This window comes from Desulfoferrobacter suflitae, assembly GCF_022603395.1.
GTDB classification, from domain to species: Bacteria; Desulfobacterota; Syntrophobacteria; order Syntrophobacterales; family Syntrophobacteraceae; genus Desulfoferrobacter; species Desulfoferrobacter suflitae.
Map to the genome: position 1 here is coordinate 138,182 of NZ_JAIBKA010000005.1, position 17,284 is coordinate 155,465.

Consider the following 17,284-nt stretch of genomic DNA (forward strand, 5'->3'; position numbering starts at 1 on the left):
CCATCGGCATCATCATACAGCACATCCGAGGAGCAAGCCATGGCGGCATCATTTGTGACAGGATTCCCGGGATTTCTTGGTTCGGAACTGGTGGAGCGTTTGCTGGAGCGGTCCCCTGGGGATGCCCCTGTGGTATGCCTGGTACAAGCCAAGTTCCACGCACTGGCCCAGCAGCGCGCGGCGGCCATTGAACAGAGGAACCCTCAATGGGCAGGGCGGATGAAGCTGGTTGAAGGCGACATCACCGCACCCGATCTGGGCCTGGGTTCTGTCCATCTCTCACTGACGGGCAAAATCCGGGAAATCTACCATCTGGCCGCCGTTTATGACCTGGGAGTGAAACGCCACGTGGGTATGCGCATCAACGTACAGGGAACCCGCAACATGCTTCGCTTTGCCGAAGAGTGTCCGGGCTTGAGCCGTTTTCACTATGTCAGCACTTGCTACGTGAGCGGCCGGTATGCCGGTGATTTTTCCGAACAGGATCTGCAGAAGGGCCAATCCTTCAACAACTACTACGAAGAAACCAAGTACCTGGCTGAGGTTGAGGTACAAGAACACATGACCAAAGGGCTGCCCACCACCATCTATCGACCCAGCATCGTCGTGGGGAACAGCCGGACCGGCGCAACGCAAAAATATGATGGACCCTACTTCATTATTCAGTGGATTTTACGTCAACCGACCTGCGCCATCGTGCCCGTCATAGGCGATACGAGGCGTTATCACGTGAACCTGATCCCCAGTGATTTTTTCATCGACGCCTTCACTTATCTGAGCAGTCTCGATCTTTCCTTAAACAAGGTCTATCACCTGTGCTCTCCGCAACCACCCAGCGTGGCCCAACTGCTCACCAGCCTGGAAAAGGCCACCGGCAAGAAACTGGTGAAAGTGCCTCTCCCCAAAGTCCTTGCCAAGGGTGCCCTGAAATACGTCCCCGGCGTCTATCGGCTGATGCGCATAGAACCCGAAGCCATCGAGTATTTCGTGCATCCCACCCGCTATCTGTGCGCCGACACGCTGCATGATTTGCACGGAACAGCCATTGCCTGCCCCGAGTTTGCCTCCTATGCCGGCCATTTAGTCCGGTTCATGCGGCGTCATCCCGGGATATCCCCCGCCGCCATGATGTGACTTGCACCCCTCCGGTTCATGCCCGGGTCAATCGACGGTACTTGATGCGATGCGGTTGGTCGGCGGCAGTCCCGAGGCGCGCCTTGCGATCCACCTCATACTCGGTGTAATTGCCGTCAAACCAGACCACACTGCTTTCTCCTTCAAAAGCCAGGATGTGGGTTGCGATACGATCCAAAAACCAGCGGTCGTGGCTGATCACGATCGCGCTCCCGGCAAAATTCAACAGCGCATCTTCCAGAGCCCGCATGGTGTTGACATCCAGGTCGTTGGTGGGTTCGTCGAGCAGCAGTACATTCGCGCCTTTTTTGAGCATGCGCGCCAGGTGAACACGATTCCTTTCGCCTCCCGACAGCACGCCCACTTTTTTCTGCTGGTCTGCTCCGGAAAAATTGAAGCGCGCCACGTACGCCCGCGAATTGACTTCCCGCTTACCCAGCTGAACCTTGTCCTGCCCCTCGGAAATAACCTCCCATATGGTCCTGTTGGGATCGAGGGCGTCGCGGTCCTGCTCTACATAGGCCAGCTGTACACTTTCGCCGATGCGGAAAATGCCTGAATCGGGGCTTTCCACGCCGGTAATCATGCGAAATAGAGTGGTTTTCCCGGCGCCGTTGGGTCCGATGACACCCACTATGCCGCCTGGAGGAATGGCAAACGACATGCCGTCCACCAGCAGCCTGTCTCCGTAGCCCTTGGTGACGTTATCCGCTTCAATCACCACCTTCCCCAGTCGGGGACCCGGAGGAATGTAGATTTCCAGGTCTTTGGCCTGTCTTTCGCTCTCCTGCGCCAGCAGGGATTCATAAGAACTGATCCGCGCCTTAGATTTGGCGTGCCTCCCGCGCGGGGACATGCGGATCCATTCCAGTTCGCGTTGCAGGGTCTTCTGCCGCTCGCTCTCGGCTTTTTCTTCATGCTTGAGGCGGATCTGCTTCTGCTCCAACCAGGAGCTGTAGTTTCCCTGCCAGGGAATCCCCTGACCGCGGTCCAGTTCCAGAATCCAACCGGCAACATTATCCAGGAAGTAGCGGTCGTGAGTGACGGCGATGATAGTGCCCTCGTATTGCTGCAGATGATGTTCGAGCCATGCTACGGTCTCGGCATCGAGGTGGTTGGTGGGTTCATCGAGCAGCAAAATGTCGGGCTTCTGCAGCAGCAACCGGCACAGAGCGACACGGCGCTTTTCTCCGCCGGACAGAACGTCTACCGGCGTCTCGCCGGGCGGGCACCTGAGCGCGTCCATCGCCATCTCGAGGCGCGCGTCCAGGTCCCAGGCATCGCAGGCATCAAGCTTTTCCTGCACTTCACCCTGGCGCTCGAGGAGATCGTTCATTTGAGCATCACTCATGGGTTCTGCAAAGCGTTCGTTGATGAGGTTGAACTCCTGCAGCAGATCGACGGTTTTCTGCACCGCTTCCTCCACAACCTGCCGAACCGTCTTGTTGACGTCCAGTTGTGGTTCCTGCTCGAGAAAACCCACCGAATGGCCCGGAGAAAGAACCGTCCTGCCGTTGAAGTCTTTGTCCACACCCGCCAGTATTCTTAAGAGAGTACTTTTCCCGGAGCCGTTCAATCCAATCACGCCGATCTTGGCACCGTAGAAATAAGACAGATAAATGTCCTTCAAGATGGGCCTTTTGTCGTGATACTTACTGACTCCGATCATGGAATAAATGACTTTGTTCGGTTCTGTGCTCATGTGTTGAGCTCCTTTCAAGACGCCTCGTTGCAACGCTAAACTGGTCAGAACCAGGCGGTGGCTGTTCATATGGATCGGGGGCAGCTGCCTGCTTTCTGGTTCCCTTCGGCGCCGAACAATGCTATGTCCTGCCACGGGAGGGATCTCCAACAGGTGAGGATGGTAAACCTCTCAGGCCGGAGTCGCAGCTGCCGACTCTGCAATGCGGTTACCCGAGTCATACCGTCAGGATTTGTTGAATGATTCGAGCAAAATCGGAATGGGTTCCCATTCTCTGTCTGATTACGGCCATGGTGCTGTGGGCCGGCTCCTTTATCGCGCTGAAGCTGGCCATCAAGGGTTATGATCCGTTCTTTGTCATCTTCGGCCGCATGGTCGTCGCCAGTATCTGTTTTGTTTTTCTTATCAGACGATTCAGAGGGAATACCTACCAAAAAGGTGACGTGAAATACATCCTTTTTATGGTGTTGTGCGAACCCTGTCTCTATTTTATTTTTGAAACCAAAGCCGTGCAGAACACCACGGCATCGCAGGCCGGCATGGTCGCTGCCATGCTGCCGCTTCTGGTTGCAGTCGGCGCGCGCATTTTTTTGCGGGAAGTGATCACCAAAAGGACCTTCTCCGGTTTCACGCTGGCCATTATCGGTGTTTCCCTGCTGAGTATGGGTAGTGAGCCGGCCGAGGATGCGCCCAACCCTCAGCTCGGCAACTTTCTTGAATTCATGGCAATGGTATTTGCCACCGGTTACACGATCACCCTCAAGAAATTGAGTGCCCGCTATCAACCGCTTTTCCTGACCGCTCTGCAGGCGTTCATCGGAACACTCTTCTTTCTGCCTTACCTTCTGCTGAGACCTTCGGCTCTGCCGACTCAGTTCCATGGGGTCCCGGCTCTCAGTATCCTCTATCTCGGGGTATTCATAACCCTGGGTGCCTATGGTCTCTACAATTACGGGGTGAGCCGCATTCCTGCCAGCCAGGCCTCTGCTTGCGTCAACCTCATTCCGGTTTTCACCCTTGTGCTTGGCTGGGCGATTCTCGACGAGAAGTTCACGGGCCTGCAGTACATGGCGGCGGCCCTTGTTTTTCTGGGTGTTTTTCTGAGTCAGCAAAAGAGAGAACCCGAGCCCCTCGTGTTCCCGACAGAACTTGCCACCGTTCACGCAACAACCGACCCCCGGATCAGCAAAATCCGGTAACGCCTTTTGGCTTCCTCATCAAGAGACCTTGGCACAGCGGCGACGCCCCGCAAGACATCCAGAGCGGCGGAGATTCCTGCTCGACCCTCCTGCTCCATCACGCCTGACCGGCCGGACAATGGGATCTATTTGGGTATTACATGGAAATCGGCGCCAAGGCCAATGCGCCCTACTTCAGGGATTGATCGGCTGATGGCTCTGATTCCTGTAGCTGATCCTGTAGATGGCGCCGGCTCTGTCATCGGACACCAGGAGTGCTCCATCGGGCATCTGCAGAATGTCCACCGGTCGCCCCCAGGCCTTGACCCCCTGCAACCATCCTTGGGCGAATACTTCGTAGCTCACCGCTTTTTCTCCCTGCACCCGTACCAGTGTGATCCGGTAGCCGATAGGAACCGACCTGTTCCACGATCCATGTTCTGCGATAAAAATTTGGTTGCGGTATTCTTGGGGAAACAGGGTTCCCGTATAGAATTTCATGCCGAGGGCAGCGACATGGGGCCCCAGATTGATTGCAGGAGCAGCGAAATCAGTGCAGCGTCGCTGACCGCCGAACTCGGGATCAGGAATATCTCCCGCATGGCAATACGGAAAACCGAAATGCCGATCCTTCTCCGGTGCCCGGTTTAGCGTGTCCGGCGGCAGATTGTCCCCCATCCAGTCGCGCCCGTTGTTGGTGAACCAGAGCACTTTGGTTCGGGGATGCCAATCAAAGCCCACCGTATTGCGGATCCCTCGAGCAAAGATTTCCAGGCCACTGCCGTCGGGATGCATGCGCATGATCGATGCGTAGCGGGGATCTTCCGACCGGCAGACGTTGCACGGAGCCCCCACGGGAACATAGAGCATTCCATCGGGAGCAAAACCGATGTACTTCCAGCCATGATGAGTGTCTGTCGGAAAAGTGTCATTCACCACCCGAGGTTGAGTCGGGTTTTTCAGGCGGCTCTCAATTTCATCAAAACACAGCACCCGGCTGATTTCAGCCACATAGAGCGCCCCATCACGATAAGCCACTCCATTGGGCATATTCAGATCCCTGGCGAGAACGATCACGGCATCGGCCTTGTGATCCCGGTTGTGATCGATCACGGCATAGACTTTGCCCTCCCTGCGCGTGCCGACGAATACCACTCCCTCCTTCCCCAGGGCCATAGACCGGGCACCCGGAACGTTATCGGCGTACAGGTCGATGGTGAAGCCGGCAGGCATGGCGATGGCATCGAGATTGAGGCTCCGCGACGGCAGGGCCGGAAAGCAGGAACAAATGCACAAAGCGACTAGCAGTAGGACGGCAGAGCTTAATCTGGTCATTTGTCATTTTCCTCTTTATGGTTGTCCCTTCTCCGAATTTTAACAATGCGCAGATAAATCAGCGCCGCAACCACCAACCAGCCGAGCGGATAAGCGATGACACCACGCATGAAAGCGGCCACCACCCCGGCAAACAGAACAACCAATACTATCAGCGGAAAATCGCTCAAATACTTTTTCACGGCATCCACATGAACCATTGGGGCTCCTTATCATCTCCTGGCGCGGGGCTCGAAATAGCGAGTGAGGAATGCCCCGGCCATTATCAGACCGCCGGCTGCGACTATGCCCAACGCGAAGCATCCCCGGTTGCCGAGGAAGCCGATCAGCGTGGGAATAGCCCCTGCCCCCAGCAGAAACGAGAGGGGAATGGTGAACGATACCACCACATTGCGCGCACTCGCCGGGCCGATCGATGAGAGGGCGGCCAAAGCCGCCGGAAAAAAGCACACGGACAGCATCGGCTGCAGAAAAACGACGAGCACCACCCACGAGTCCGGAACGATCCCGATCAGGACGGTCAGAAGCCCGGTGAAGAGCAGCACCATCGTTATGGTTCGGGATTTCCCGAAACGGTCCGCCGCCCACCCGCTGAGAAGCGACATGGCAAGCGGAATGATGCGTGACGTCGCCACCACGGTGTTGGTCCAGGAAAGGTTCATGCCGCGCCCATCCACCAGGTAGAGAGGCAGCATGGCATAGACGCCCACAGAACCGCCAATGCCGAGGCTGAACAACGCAACCATGACCCAGAATTTTCGTTCATGGAAAAGCGCTCTTATGGAGCTGAAGGCGGGTGCTTCGCCGGGGAAGTCGCCCCCCCTGCCCCAGATGGCATAGGCCACACCAATGAAGAAAGAGGTGGCGCCCACCGCCGTCAACACGGCACGCCAGGAAAACCAGGACAAGAAAAGCTCAGCCACCAGCGGCGCGATCACAAAGGCGGTATTGGGCGCCAGTTCGTGGACCCCAATGGCCTTACCCCAATGCTGCGGTGAAATCAGCGACGTGAGAGTCGCAATGCCGGAAGGCAAATACAGACCGGTCGCCATCCCGACGACCAGCAGACCAATGCTCATGCCGCTGAGTGTGTTGCTGAAGGAAGTTGCCACGAAAGCCAGACCCAGGACAAGCGCAGACAAAATGATGGTTCTTCTGTGGGTGAGGCGGCAGGAAACGAACCCTGAACCGGCCAACGTCACAAAGTATCCGGCGGCGATCACCAGAAACAGCACTCCAGCCTGCGAGTGGTTCACATGCAGGTCGGCTTCGATGGAGGGCATCAAAGGGGATGCGATGATGCGCGCAAAAAAGTTGGTGAAAAAGATTGTCGTAAGAAAGAACAGGGGAATGAGTTTTGGCAAAGTCAGGAATAAATTATCCCCCTGTGCTTCGATCTCTTGGGAACCTGGTAGAGAATCAGTCAAACTAAATCACCCCGAATTGACAGTGTAGTGCTATTCACCTGGGCAACAAGTGAAACAAGCTTCGAATCCGTTCCATCCTCTTTCGATTGACTCCGAAGTCGTAGTAACCGGCCCGCGAGGCCGATCTCATCTGAATGATCTGTCTACCGCCGGGAAAGTAGAATTCCACGTCGTCTACAAATCGAAACAAGGCCGATGTGAAGGTCACATGGAGGTAGCCGCCGTTATCCTCGACGATCGCGGCCCGCTGCATGGAACGAATAACGGCCAGCAGTTTTACCTTCGCCTCACTTTGCGACCCGCTGTACTCTATCGGTTCAATGCGATGCCTCTCGTCCGCACTCTGGGTGGAAACACAGTTGGGTGAAGTGGGACACGGAGAAAGAGCACCATCGGTAACGCCGATTTTCATATCCGGATTTCCAGTGCAACTCACCAACATCATAAATCCAACAAAGACCAGTGACATTTTCTCAAGACCCATACCATCCACTGGCTTCTTATCACACCTCTCGCGCATAAAATAAACACGATCCTCCGACTTTGGGAAAAAACAATCGCAGGCGGATGTTGCAACAATCCCGCGTACTGTGGTTAACTCCATGTCCGTATCCGTTGGGCTGCATTCTGCTCAAGGGGACGGAAACGATCAAGAAGCCGCTGGAAAATACCCCAACCCTTTTCCGTGCGCTATTCCAGCATACGCCGGAATCGGGCATTGTGAGCGGTTCCTGTACCCCCCGCTCGGACGGTATCGCCCCGAAGTGACGGTGCAGGAAAATTTTGCGATAGTCCCCAAATCACCTTTAGTCATTTCAGCTGCGGGAAGAGACATGAGCTACAAATTCAACAGAGACATATGGATTGCCTCCGCCATACCGATCGAACAAAAACTGGAACTGGCTGAGCAACTGTTCCGCAGCCAGAAAAAGGAACTTGCCCATGACCAGCGCATCAGCCGGCTTGTGGCGCAGCTGCAGCATGCTCTTCACCTCTCCTGGCAGTGCATGACCGCTTTGGGGATCGGCAAAAGCTGTGCCGCGTGCGACTCGACGGCGCCGCGTGGCAGTTGCTGCAGTCGAGGGCTGGAAAACAAGTATGATGTGAGCCTTCTCATTGCCAATCTGCTTTTTGGAGTGAACCTTCCGCGCACTCACGTGCGCCGGGAAAGCTGCTACTTTCTCAGCCCTCGGGGGTGTACCCTAACGGTCCGCAATATGCTCTGTGTGGACTATCTTTGCCCGGAACTGGAAGCAAAACTCGGTTCCAGAGCCGTTGCCGCCATTCAAACCGTTACGGCGGAAGAAGTGACAACAACCTTTCTCTTGTGCGACCAAATCAAGAAAAGAATCCATGCATGGCAGGGCTAAACACCTTATGGACCACCCTGCAATTGCCCGGCACCGCCACCCCGGCTGCAATCCGGAAGGGCTCGTCCTTACCGAATTACAGCGTGGCCGCAAGCATGCTGAGTTCACCCTGGTAGGCAGGATCTCAGCCAATATTGGGCATCAAAGCCCATTTGATATGCCACGACCGCTTGTCCACATCCTTGTCGAGGCACACAATACCGCCATTTTGAAACTTAAAGACGGTGTTATCCACTGAACCTGTGGTGAGATAGGAAGTCAGCCTTTCCATGAAAGGCAGGTGTCCGACCAGCATGACGTTATCCCCGGCATCCAGCCGAAGCCGGGTGACATCATCCAGCGGAGCGATGCCGCTGATTTCCTGCAACCCCTGGGGAGGCTTCAAGGCAGCGGTAAATATTTCCGCGGTCTCGAGGGCCCTCTTTGTGCCGCTGTGCTTGATAATGGAAACCGTTACAGCGTAACCTTTGGCAACGTTTGCGATGCGCTCGACTTCGGATCTCCCCTGCGGCGAGAGACCTTTGTCGGGATCTTGCTCTTTGGGAAGGTTCTTGCCGTGCTGGACCAAATACAGCGCCATGAAATCCTCCTTACCAGCGGGTTTTGACGAGTCGGATTGCTTGCCCCAATGCCTGTAGGTGAAAATTAATCATCAACTCTGTTGATTCCACTCATAGCTTAAAATCCGGTTCAAAGCAGCATCATTTACTCCTTGATTCACTGCCCCCTTTCGGTTTAAAGAGTTTACTATCGAACTATGAATGCTTTTATCCTTTGGTCGATTCGTGGTTGTTGATCCGGCGGCACATCCGCTTACGCGCGGTTTCTTTTGGAGTGGGGAGCTGAGTTGAGATCTAAGTTGCAGGAGTTTCCAGGCAAAGGAAGTTTTGCCCATGGCGTGCACCCTCCGGGAAAAAAGGAGCTGGCTGCCGATGTGCCCATTGAAGTGATACCTCCACCGCCAAGAGTCATCTTGCCACTGCTGCAAAGCGCCGGCGCGGCGTGCATTCCGAAAGTCAAAAGCAAACAGCAGGTTTTGTTCGGCGAACTGGTTGCGGAGGCGCAAGGTTTCGTATCTGCCCCGCTGCACGCACCTCTATCCGGAATCGTACAAAAAAGTGTGGTGACCACCCTGCCCAACGGTCGGCATGTCAGAGCCATAGCAATTCAGGCGGAAGGAGAGCAGCTGCAGGGTCAGGCTTTGTGGGATGAGATATTCGGCGGAGATTGGCCAAAACAGGGCCTGCAAGAATTTGATCCCAAACGGATTGCCGAGGCGATTGCACGAGCGGGTATAGTGGGCCTGGGGGGTGCGGCGTTCCCCACCCATGTCAAGATCATGCCCAACGAAAAAAAAACCGTTGACACCATCATGATCAACGGCTGCGAATGCGAACCCTACCTCACCCCGGACTACAGGCTCATGCTGGAAGCCGCTGCGCCCATCATAACCGGAGCTCTGCTTGCTGCCCGTGCGACCGGGGCCAGACATATCATCATCGGCATTGAAGACAACAAACCCAAAGCCATTGAAAGCATGAAACGGGCGGCAGCGGGGACCGGCATCAAAATCGCTGTGGTGAAAACCAAATATCCGCAGGGGAGTGAAAAGCAGCTGATTCAGGCCGTGACCAATCGGACCGTGCCTCTTGGAGGTCTGCCCTTGGATGTCGGAGTGGTGGTGAGCAATGTGGCAACAGCGGCGGCTGTAGCCCGTGCCGTGCTCAAGGGCAGACCCTTGACTCATCGGGTGGTCAGTGTCACTGGGGGAGGAATCGTGCATCCCAAGAACCTCCTGGTGCCAATAGGAATCAGCTTGGGTGAATTGATCGACTATTGCGGCGGGATGACGGCCGATGCTGCCAGGATGATTGCCGGCGGCCCCATGATGGGATTTGCCTTCCATGACCTGGCTACCCCTGTAACCAAGGGGACCAGCGGGTTGACCATTCTCACACACAAGGAGGTGGAGCGCGAACAGGAAACCACCTGCATCCGTTGCGGTCGCTGTGTAGACGTATGCCCGATGAACCTGGTTCCGACACGGCTGGCCCTGGCAGCCCGCCACAAAAATCTTGATCTGATCCGCAAATACAGCGTAATGGCGTGTTTTGAATGCGGCTGCTGTGCCTACATCTGCCCGGCAAACATTCCCCTGGTGCAGCTGGTGCGCACCGGCAAGACCATGTTCTTGGCTGACAGGAAATGACCGCCTGCCACTTTCCGACATGAGTGAGCAGGCGAGGATAAGAACTTCTCCGGAACTTGATATCAGGAAGATTATGAAAGCGGAACAAACGCAATATACCCCGGTCATTCATGTCTCTCCGGCGCCGCACTTGTCCAGCAGGGACTTGACCACGCGCAAAATGATGCGGGATGTTCTGCTGGGGCTCAGCCCGGTTGTTTTCATGGCGCTTTACGTGTTTCACTGGTATGCGGTAAAGCAGCTGATGATCTGTTTGCTCGGGTGCCTGGCGGCGGAAGCCCTGTTCATGAAGATGCGCGCCAAGTCGGCGACTCTCAACGACTATTCCGCAGCGGTCACGGGCATCATCTTGGCGCTGTCGTTACCGGGCGCTGCTCCCTGGTATATAGGAGTCATAGCTTCGGTTGTGGCCATCGGCATGGGGAAAGTGGTGTTTGGCGGCATCGGCATGAACATCTTCAACCCCGCAATGGTGGGGCGGGCTTTTGTGATGATAGCCTTTGCCGGAGCCATGGGTGCTCCAGGTTACGAACAGATCCATGCCACGGTTGATGTCATCACCCGCGCCACTCCCATGGATGCCTTCAAACAAACCGGTGCGGTGGCTTCACTGGACTCCCTTTTTTGGGGCTTGACCAACGGATCCCTGGGAGAAACCAGCGCTTTGGCCTGCATCCTGGGCGGACTTTACCTGTGCGTGCGGCGCACCGCATCGTGGCAAATTCCCGCAGGCACCGTGGTAACGGCCGCGGCTCTCGCCGGGATTGCCAACCTCGTTCATCCTGAATCCAACTGGACCGCATTGCATCATCTACTGGGGGGATCACTCCTGTTCGGAGCCTTTTTCATTGCCACCGATCCTGTCACCAGTCCGCTGACCCCGAAGGGAAAGTTTATTTTCGGCATTGGAGTCGGCTTTTTTGTCATGGTTCTGAGGCTGTTCAGTGGTTATCCGGAGGGCGTGATGTTTGCCGTGCTGCTCATGAACGGGGTGACCCCCCTGATCAACCATTGGACCATTCCTCGTCCGCTGGGAGCCATCCCATAACAATGCAGGATCTTCACCAAACGCTTCCAGGCGTGATCGTTTAGACCAGGAGTGCAGCAGCCTTGAGCATGAAACCACTACACCCCATGGAACCAATAGAGCCCGGCAAGCTGGAGCGACTGAAGCGCAATTACCTCGTGCAGGCCTGGCTGGTACTGATGCTGGCGCTGTTTTTCGGCGCCGCTCTGGCCGGAGTGCACCTTGAGCTCGCTCCGAAAATCGCAGCCAACAAGACCAACGAAACCTATGTGAAGATTCCCGAAATTATTCTTGGATCGGAGCTCGCTGAGGAATTGGCCCAGCAGGGAGAGGCTTTGATCGTGGAACCTCATACGGTTGCTGTAGAAAAGGAACAGCGCAGGATCGTTTACACTATTTACGAGGCCAGCTATCCGGATGGAAAACTGGCGGGGTGGGTTGCCAAGTCTTCGGGGCAGGGTTACGCGGACAAGATCGAACTCCTGATTGGCTTCACCCCGTCCGTCGATACGCTTACCGGTATTTTTGTTCTGGATCAAAAGGAGACGCCGGGGCTGGGCAATAAGATCATCACGCTGGACTGGCGCCAGCAGTTCAGCAACTTGAAGACGCTTCAGCCCATCGAAGTGACCAAAGGGGGCGCCAGCGACCCGAATCAAGTTGATGCCATAACCGGCGCGACCATCTCATCCAGAAGTGTGACCGGGATTGTAAACAATGCAGTTGCCGACCTGCGCGGTCCCCTGACCGCCATGGCCAACGCGAGGGGAAAATAAATGGCCGTTGCACCCACTCCCGCCGAGCGATTTATCCAGGGCATTCTGCCTGAAAACCCTGTCTATCGGCAGTTGCTTGGACTCTGTCCGACACTGGCGGTGACCAACGGTCTGCAAGCCGCCCTGACAATGGCGGGAGCAGTTGCCTTTGTGCTGTTCTGCGCCAACATCGTCACCAGCACGATCCGGCATTTGCTTAAGCCACATTTGCGCATCGTGATCTTTACTCTGATCATCGCCACCTTTGTCACCATCACCGACCGGTTTCTGGCGGCATATATGTACGGTATGAGCAAACTCTTGGGCCCCTACATACCGCTCATCATCGTCAACTGCATCATCATTTGCCGCTGTGAAGTCTGTGCTTCGAGGCAATCGGTGTTTGCTGCCGGGGCGGATGCTCTGGGGCAGGCTACCGGGTTTGCCCTGGCCCTCGTCAGCATTGCCGCCGTGCGTGAGCTCCTCGGTAGCGGCATGCTGTTCTCGGTTCAGGTGTTGCCGGAATCCTGGCCCAACTGGGTCATTATGATTCTGCCGCCGGGAGCCTTCATGACCCTGGGCCTGCTGGTGGGGGCCGTCAATTGGTTCGAACAGCGCCGCTCCGAGCAGGCTGAGAGCGAGAGGGGGTAAGAATCATGCTGTATTTCACCGACATCATCCTGATTGCTCTCGGAGCGGCACTGGTCAATAATTTTGTGCTCTATTACTTTGTCGGCATTTGTCCGTTCATTGGGGTATCCCGTCGGATTGACATGGCTATCGGGATGGGTTTTGCCGTAACCTTTGTGATATCCATTGCAGCCCTACTTAGCTGGACCATTACGACCTTCATTCTGATGCCGGGCGCTCCGCTGTCAAAATTTGTCGCAGGCTGGTTCATGCCTCCCGACGCTGCGGCCAAGGTTGATTTGACTATTCTGAGCTACGTGGTTTACATATTTGCCATCGCTTCATCTGTTCAGTTTGTTGAAATGTATGTGCGCAGGTTCTATCCGTCCCTTTACCGGTCGTTCGGCGTCTTTTTGCCCCTCATCACCACCAACTGCGCCATTCTTTTCGCGTGTCTGATCATTTTTAGCCACATTGTGGGGGTGGACAACCCGGCCGATGTCTGGGACCTGGGCAAATCCCTTACCCTCGCGGTTTTTGGCGGTGTGGGATTCACCATCGCCATCACCATCATGGCCGGCATACGCGAAGAACTGGAATTATGCGATGTTCCCCAATCCCTCAGGGGTGCGGGAATTACCCTGCTGGTGGCCGGCATTCTGGCCATGGCCTTCATGGGGTTCACCGGGGTGGACTCGGGATTGAAAAAAGCCATGACTCCATCTCCGGTTCAGGCGCAACAGAGCAGCCGCGAATGACAGCGCCCGGGGGGTGGTTGCTGAACGGTCTCGACGCATCGATTCCCTGGATGAACCCGCGAGTCAAGGGGGTTCATCAGCGCGGCTAGCATGTTATGATTGAAAGAAAATTCGACTGTTAACCGGGAGGCTGCGATTTGATTTGGGTTACGGTGAGTCTTGCCGCCGCAACAATGGTTGGGATGGCGGTAACCATGTCATATATTCTGGGCTGGGCCAATCGGGCCTTTCACGTCGACGTTGACAGCCGGGTGGAAGCAGTCATCGATGCACTTCCCGGCGCCAATTGCGGCGGTTGCGGCTATGTGGGATGCAGCGATTATGCAGAAGCGGTTGTGGCCGGCAAGGCCCCGGTCAGCAAATGCACCGTGGGGGGAGACAGTTGCGCGGCCGCCCTGGCCGGCATTATGGGCGTGGAAGTCGCACAGTCCTGGCCCTATCGTCCCATCGTGCATTGCGGCGCACACTACGACGACAGGCTGGACCGAGCTGAATATCACGGTGAAAAGAAATGTTCAGCCGCCAATCTGGTGGCGGGCGTCCAGGGATGCACCTATGGCTGCCTCGGGTTCGGCGATTGCGAGCGCGCCTGTGAATTTGATGCAATTCATGTCATCGACGGCTTGGCGACGGTGGACTATGAGAAGTGCGTGGGTTGCGGTGCATGTGCCAAGGCGTGCCCCAGAAACATCATCACCATGATCCCGTTCAAATACGAACGGATGCTGGCGGTGACCTGTTCCAATAAGGACATTGGCGACGAAGTCAAGGTAGTCTGCAAGGTGGGATGCATCGGGTGCCGGGCGTGCTCCCGGTTTTGCAGCCTGTTCCATATGGAAGAGAATCTTCCCGCAATCGACTACGACAAGTACTGCGGCGATTTTATGGAGGAACTCTCCAAAGCGGTGCAAAAGTGCCCGAGAAAGGGGCTTGTTTTAATGGGCAAGCCGTCTCCAAGAGACCAGGAGGCTGTTTCGGATAAAACCCTGCCGCGCGTGATCGAAGCGGATTTTAAGACAACGGTGGACGATACCGAATGGTGGGGCTGATGTCGTTGCTCTGCGCCACCTTACCCGTGCGAATCTCCGTTGATTGAGTGCTTCCGATGGAGCAAACCAGCAGCAAACCGTCACGGGCGCAGGTCCTTCCCGTCAACCTGGAAAAGCGTTTTAAAACCGCTCGAAACGGAAACCTGTAAGGTGCCGTCCGCCCCTTGAAAAATGATGCCTCCTTCGACACCGGGCAAGCTTTCGATTAAAGCCAGACCTTTTTCCGGCCCCAGCACGAACACCCCGGTGGCCAAAGCGTCTGCCCGGGTAGTGTCGCCTGCCTGAACAGTGACACTGACCGATGTCGACGCCGGCAGGCCGGAGTTGGGATCGAGGATGTGGCCGTACCTCACACCGTTCTTTAAGAAAAATCTTTCATAGTCTCCCGATGTGGCAATGCCCGTATCTTCTATGTCAAATGCGCAGACCAGCCGATCCAACCGACGCGGATGCTGAACTCCCATGCGCCACTTTTTACCGCCCGGTTTCCTTCCCAAAGCGTAAAGGTCTCCTCCCGCATTCACCAGGGCGCATTTGACCCCTTTCGCTTTGAGTATCTCGACGGCCCGGTCGACGGCGTAGCCCTTGGCGATCCCCCCCAAATCCAAAGCCACGCCGGACCACGTGAATGCGATCGTCCTGGCTCGAGGATCGAGCCGCACTTTGTCCATTCCAACCGATCTGAGCGCATTGAGGATCTGCTGCCGGGTCGGTAACACGATTTCTTCTGCGCAGAAGGGCCACACGGACATGAGCGCCCCCACGCTGATGTCGAAAGCACCACGGGTCATTTCATAGTATCTCGCCGATTGCTGCAGCAAATCAAACAGTTCGTCGGACACTTTAACCGGATGGTCATGGGCATGCGCGTTGATCGCGCAGATTTCGCTGCCGTCCCGGTAACGGCTCGTCATGTTCTCGACTCTTGCCATCTCCTCAAAGGCCCGTTGCAGGATCATCAAAGCCTGCGATTCCCGGCTGTGACAGATGGTGATTTCTACCATGGTCCCCATCAAAGGGCGGACATCCCGGTAGAGTTTTTCCTGGTTTGAGCATCCAACGATGACAAACAAGAGCAACAGGCATGCAGTTATCAGTGCCTGATTATGAGAGGGATTCAACATATATCCCCTGTTGGCCCTGCTGAACGTGAGTTGCGAGCGTCGTGCCGGCAAAGTGACCTTCCTCTCAAGCACCCGTTGAGGGGATGCTGCCCATTCGTTTTGAGCGGTTCACATTACATCCCTGAAGACCGATCTGTCGACATACTTTTCATCACAATCGGAGTCTGGGGTGAACGTTGCGAAGATTGGACGCAGGACCTATAACAGTCCCATGGATGTCTTCGACGGCTTTTGGGGTTGGACGGAAGGCTGAGGGTACGCGCATGGACGCTGGGACGCAGACTTTCTGCACGGATTTTTAAGCTGATGCGAATGAGTGGAGGACATTGGCTTATGGCACCCATGGGAAGTAACAGACAGGCCGCAAAAGCTCATACCTTCAGTTGTGCCCCTGCCTGCATCGCAGCCGCTTGCGCGCTTCTGTTGGCGGGGCTGTTGAACGGGTGCGGCACGCTGGCCTTAAATCCCGAGGGTGCCGGAATCATTCCCGGACATGAAATCTCCATCGTGCCAGGTACTGAGCAGATGGGCACCTACACGAGCAGAGATTTGTCCGTTCGCTATAAATATCTTCACTCTGGCGACACTTTTCAAATCGCGGGCAACATCCGATTTGCCGACCACCTCCAGATCAATTTCACCGTCATCCGCTACTTCAATCTTCAACTGCTCCTGGCCGATGCCGGCGGTGTCATTTTGGCCGCCAGGAATATTGCCGGCGGTTCCTTTCGCAGGACCGACGTCGAACTGCGCTTCAGCGGCTCATTCCCTGTCCCGCCGGGGACCAGGCTCATGGCCTTTGCCTACAGCGGACGAGCGACCGAGGGAGGAGGCGCCTTTGGCTGGCGTCGCTTTGGAGATGACGGGGTTGAAACGGATTTCTGGGAATATCCGGTGCGAAGATGATGTCGGCTCAGTGAAAAGTAGGGCTAATCAACAGCGATAGCAGGATCGACTGCTATACCCTCCAGGATCAGGTTTTCAGGCAGGCTGGGTGAATCACGCGGCGCACGAGACTCAACCCAGCACCTGTTACTCCGGGCTCCCTGCTTTAACCCAGCCTACCTGAAACGCGGAACCCTTTCATTGAAAACTGTATTCATGCACAATCGCCAGGACCATTGCCGTCGGACGTGCCATCCCCATGTCCGTGGCCATGGCCTCCCCCACCCTCACCGGTGCCGTCGCCATTGGGTCCATTGGCTTCACCGCCGTGACCATTGCCGCCACGCCCATTGCCGTCACCCGAGCCACCGCCGGCTCCTTGTCCGGCCAACAGTAACATGCCGTCACGATGTTCTGAACAATCGCCGGGCCCATATCCAGTCCCGTCGTCAGGGCCGGCACCACCATTGCCAGTCCCATCACCCGGGCCGTATCCTTTCCCGGCCAAAAGCAGTCCGCTGTCCGGTTCCATCGACGAATTCAGGCAGGAACCGTCACGTTTCTGATCTCGGGTACGGGTTCCTTTTCTTTGTCGTTGTGCGGACAGGAATAGATTGTCGTCTATGCTCATCTGGTAGGAAGCACCACTCCGGGTTTGGGTCCGGGTTTCTTTCCGTTTGCGGTTCTTGTCCCCTCCGGCC

Annotated in this window: 18 protein-coding genes; 10 read left to right on the plus strand and 8 right to left on the minus strand. The window is 56.0% G+C overall.

Going from position 1 to position 17,284, the window contains the following annotated elements; all coding sequences use genetic code 11:
- Nucleotides 1-39 precede the first annotated feature (39 nt).
- Complete coding sequence (locus K1V27_RS10355) at nucleotides 40-1,134, plus strand: SDR family oxidoreductase (protein ID WP_258929919.1); 1,095 nt, start codon at nucleotides 40-42, stop codon at nucleotides 1,132-1,134.
- 16 nt (nucleotides 1,135-1,150) lie between these two features.
- Here the strand turns inward: K1V27_RS10355 and ettA are convergent, their stop codons facing one another.
- Nucleotides 1,151-2,836 carry an energy-dependent translational throttle protein EttA gene (gene ettA, locus K1V27_RS10360; protein ID WP_258929920.1) on the minus strand — a complete coding sequence of 562 codons (1,686 nt, stop codon included), beginning with the start codon at nucleotides 2,834-2,836 and terminating at the stop codon, nucleotides 1,151-1,153.
- A gap of 239 nt (nucleotides 2,837-3,075) precedes the next feature.
- On the opposite strand from ettA, the gene K1V27_RS10365 reads away from it, so the two are divergent.
- A complete protein-coding gene (locus K1V27_RS10365) occupies nucleotides 3,076-4,035 on the plus strand; it encodes a DMT family transporter (protein WP_258929921.1) in 960 nt (319 codons plus the stop codon).
- Nucleotides 4,036-4,209: 174 nt separating this feature from the next.
- Here K1V27_RS10365 and K1V27_RS10370 read toward each other — a convergent pair whose 3' ends face one another.
- Genes K1V27_RS10370 through K1V27_RS10385 form a run of 4 tightly spaced genes read right to left on the minus strand, consistent with a single transcriptional unit; the run spans nucleotide 4,210 to nucleotide 7,188 of the window.
- Nucleotides 4,210-5,349: a PQQ-dependent sugar dehydrogenase gene (locus K1V27_RS10370; protein ID WP_258929922.1), complete on the minus strand. Its 1,140-nt coding sequence runs from the start codon at nucleotides 5,347-5,349 to the stop codon at nucleotides 4,210-4,212.
- A complete protein-coding gene (locus K1V27_RS10375) occupies nucleotides 5,346-5,549 on the minus strand; it encodes a hypothetical protein (protein ID WP_258929923.1) in 204 nt (67 codons plus the stop codon). Before K1V27_RS10375 ends, K1V27_RS10370 begins: the two co-directional genes overlap by 4 nt.
- A 12-nt stretch (nucleotides 5,550-5,561) precedes the next feature.
- The gene (locus K1V27_RS10380) at nucleotides 5,562-6,776 is read right to left on the minus strand and encodes an MFS transporter (RefSeq protein ID WP_258929924.1); all 1,215 of its coding nucleotides are present in this window, start codon (nucleotides 6,774-6,776) and stop codon (nucleotides 5,562-5,564) included.
- A 34-nt stretch (nucleotides 6,777-6,810) separates the two neighbouring features.
- Entirely contained in the window at nucleotides 6,811-7,188 is a 378-nt protein-coding gene (locus K1V27_RS10385) for a DUF1499 domain-containing protein (RefSeq protein ID WP_258929925.1), read from the minus strand.
- Between the two features lie 421 nt (nucleotides 7,189-7,609).
- Here K1V27_RS10385 and K1V27_RS10390 point away from each other — a divergent pair, with 421 nt between their 5' ends.
- The gene (locus K1V27_RS10390) at nucleotides 7,610-8,146 is read left to right on the plus strand and encodes a hypothetical protein (protein WP_258929926.1); all 537 of its coding nucleotides are present in this window, start codon (nucleotides 7,610-7,612) and stop codon (nucleotides 8,144-8,146) included.
- 124 nt (nucleotides 8,147-8,270) lie between these two features.
- Here the strand turns inward: K1V27_RS10390 and sixA are convergent, their stop codons facing one another.
- Nucleotides 8,271-8,726 (minus strand): phosphohistidine phosphatase SixA, encoded by a 456-nt coding sequence (sixA, locus tag K1V27_RS10395; protein ID WP_258929927.1) that lies wholly within the window; start codon nucleotides 8,724-8,726, stop codon nucleotides 8,271-8,273.
- A gap of 267 nt (nucleotides 8,727-8,993) precedes the next feature.
- On the opposite strand from sixA, the gene rsxC reads away from it, so the two are divergent.
- The 6 genes from rsxC (at nucleotide 8,994) to K1V27_RS10425 (ending at nucleotide 14,574) form a co-directional block, all read left to right on the plus strand.
- Entirely contained in the window at nucleotides 8,994-10,355 is a 1,362-nt protein-coding gene (gene rsxC / locus K1V27_RS10400) for an electron transport complex subunit RsxC (protein ID WP_258929928.1), read from the plus strand.
- Nucleotides 10,356-10,428: 73 nt separating this feature from the next.
- Nucleotides 10,429-11,403 carry an RnfABCDGE type electron transport complex subunit D gene (locus K1V27_RS10405; RefSeq protein ID WP_258929929.1) on the plus strand — a complete coding sequence of 325 codons (975 nt, stop codon included), beginning with the start codon at nucleotides 10,429-10,431 and terminating at the stop codon, nucleotides 11,401-11,403.
- Nucleotides 11,404-11,471: 68 nt separating this feature from the next.
- Nucleotides 11,472-12,158 (plus strand): RnfABCDGE type electron transport complex subunit G, encoded by a 687-nt coding sequence (locus K1V27_RS10410; protein WP_258929930.1) that lies wholly within the window; start codon nucleotides 11,472-11,474, stop codon nucleotides 12,156-12,158.
- Nucleotides 12,159-12,788 carry an electron transport complex subunit RsxE gene (rsxE, locus tag K1V27_RS10415; RefSeq protein WP_258929931.1) on the plus strand — a complete coding sequence of 210 codons (630 nt, stop codon included), beginning with the start codon at nucleotides 12,159-12,161 and terminating at the stop codon, nucleotides 12,786-12,788.
- Nucleotides 12,789-12,793: 5 nt separating this feature from the next.
- Entirely contained in the window at nucleotides 12,794-13,525 is a 732-nt protein-coding gene (locus K1V27_RS10420; RefSeq protein WP_258929932.1) for an electron transport complex protein RnfA, read from the plus strand.
- 152 nt (nucleotides 13,526-13,677) lie between these two features.
- Nucleotides 13,678-14,574, plus strand: coding sequence for an RnfABCDGE type electron transport complex subunit B (locus K1V27_RS10425; RefSeq protein WP_258930112.1), 897 nt, complete (start codon nucleotides 13,678-13,680; stop codon nucleotides 14,572-14,574).
- 80 nt (nucleotides 14,575-14,654) lie between these two features.
- Here the strand turns inward: K1V27_RS10425 and K1V27_RS10430 are convergent, their stop codons facing one another.
- The gene (locus tag K1V27_RS10430; RefSeq protein ID WP_258929933.1) at nucleotides 14,655-15,749 is read right to left on the minus strand and encodes an FAD:protein FMN transferase; all 1,095 of its coding nucleotides are present in this window, start codon (nucleotides 15,747-15,749) and stop codon (nucleotides 14,655-14,657) included.
- 282 nt (nucleotides 15,750-16,031) lie between these two features.
- On the opposite strand from K1V27_RS10430, the gene K1V27_RS10435 reads away from it, so the two are divergent.
- Nucleotides 16,032-16,604: a hypothetical protein gene (locus K1V27_RS10435; RefSeq protein ID WP_258929934.1), complete on the plus strand. Its 573-nt coding sequence runs from the start codon at nucleotides 16,032-16,034 to the stop codon at nucleotides 16,602-16,604.
- A gap of 177 nt (nucleotides 16,605-16,781) precedes the next feature.
- Here K1V27_RS10435 and K1V27_RS10440 read toward each other — a convergent pair whose 3' ends face one another.
- Nucleotides 16,782-17,066 carry a hypothetical protein gene (locus tag K1V27_RS10440; RefSeq protein ID WP_258929935.1) on the minus strand — a complete coding sequence of 95 codons (285 nt, stop codon included), beginning with the start codon at nucleotides 17,064-17,066 and terminating at the stop codon, nucleotides 16,782-16,784.
- Nucleotides 17,067-17,284 lie beyond the last annotated feature (218 nt).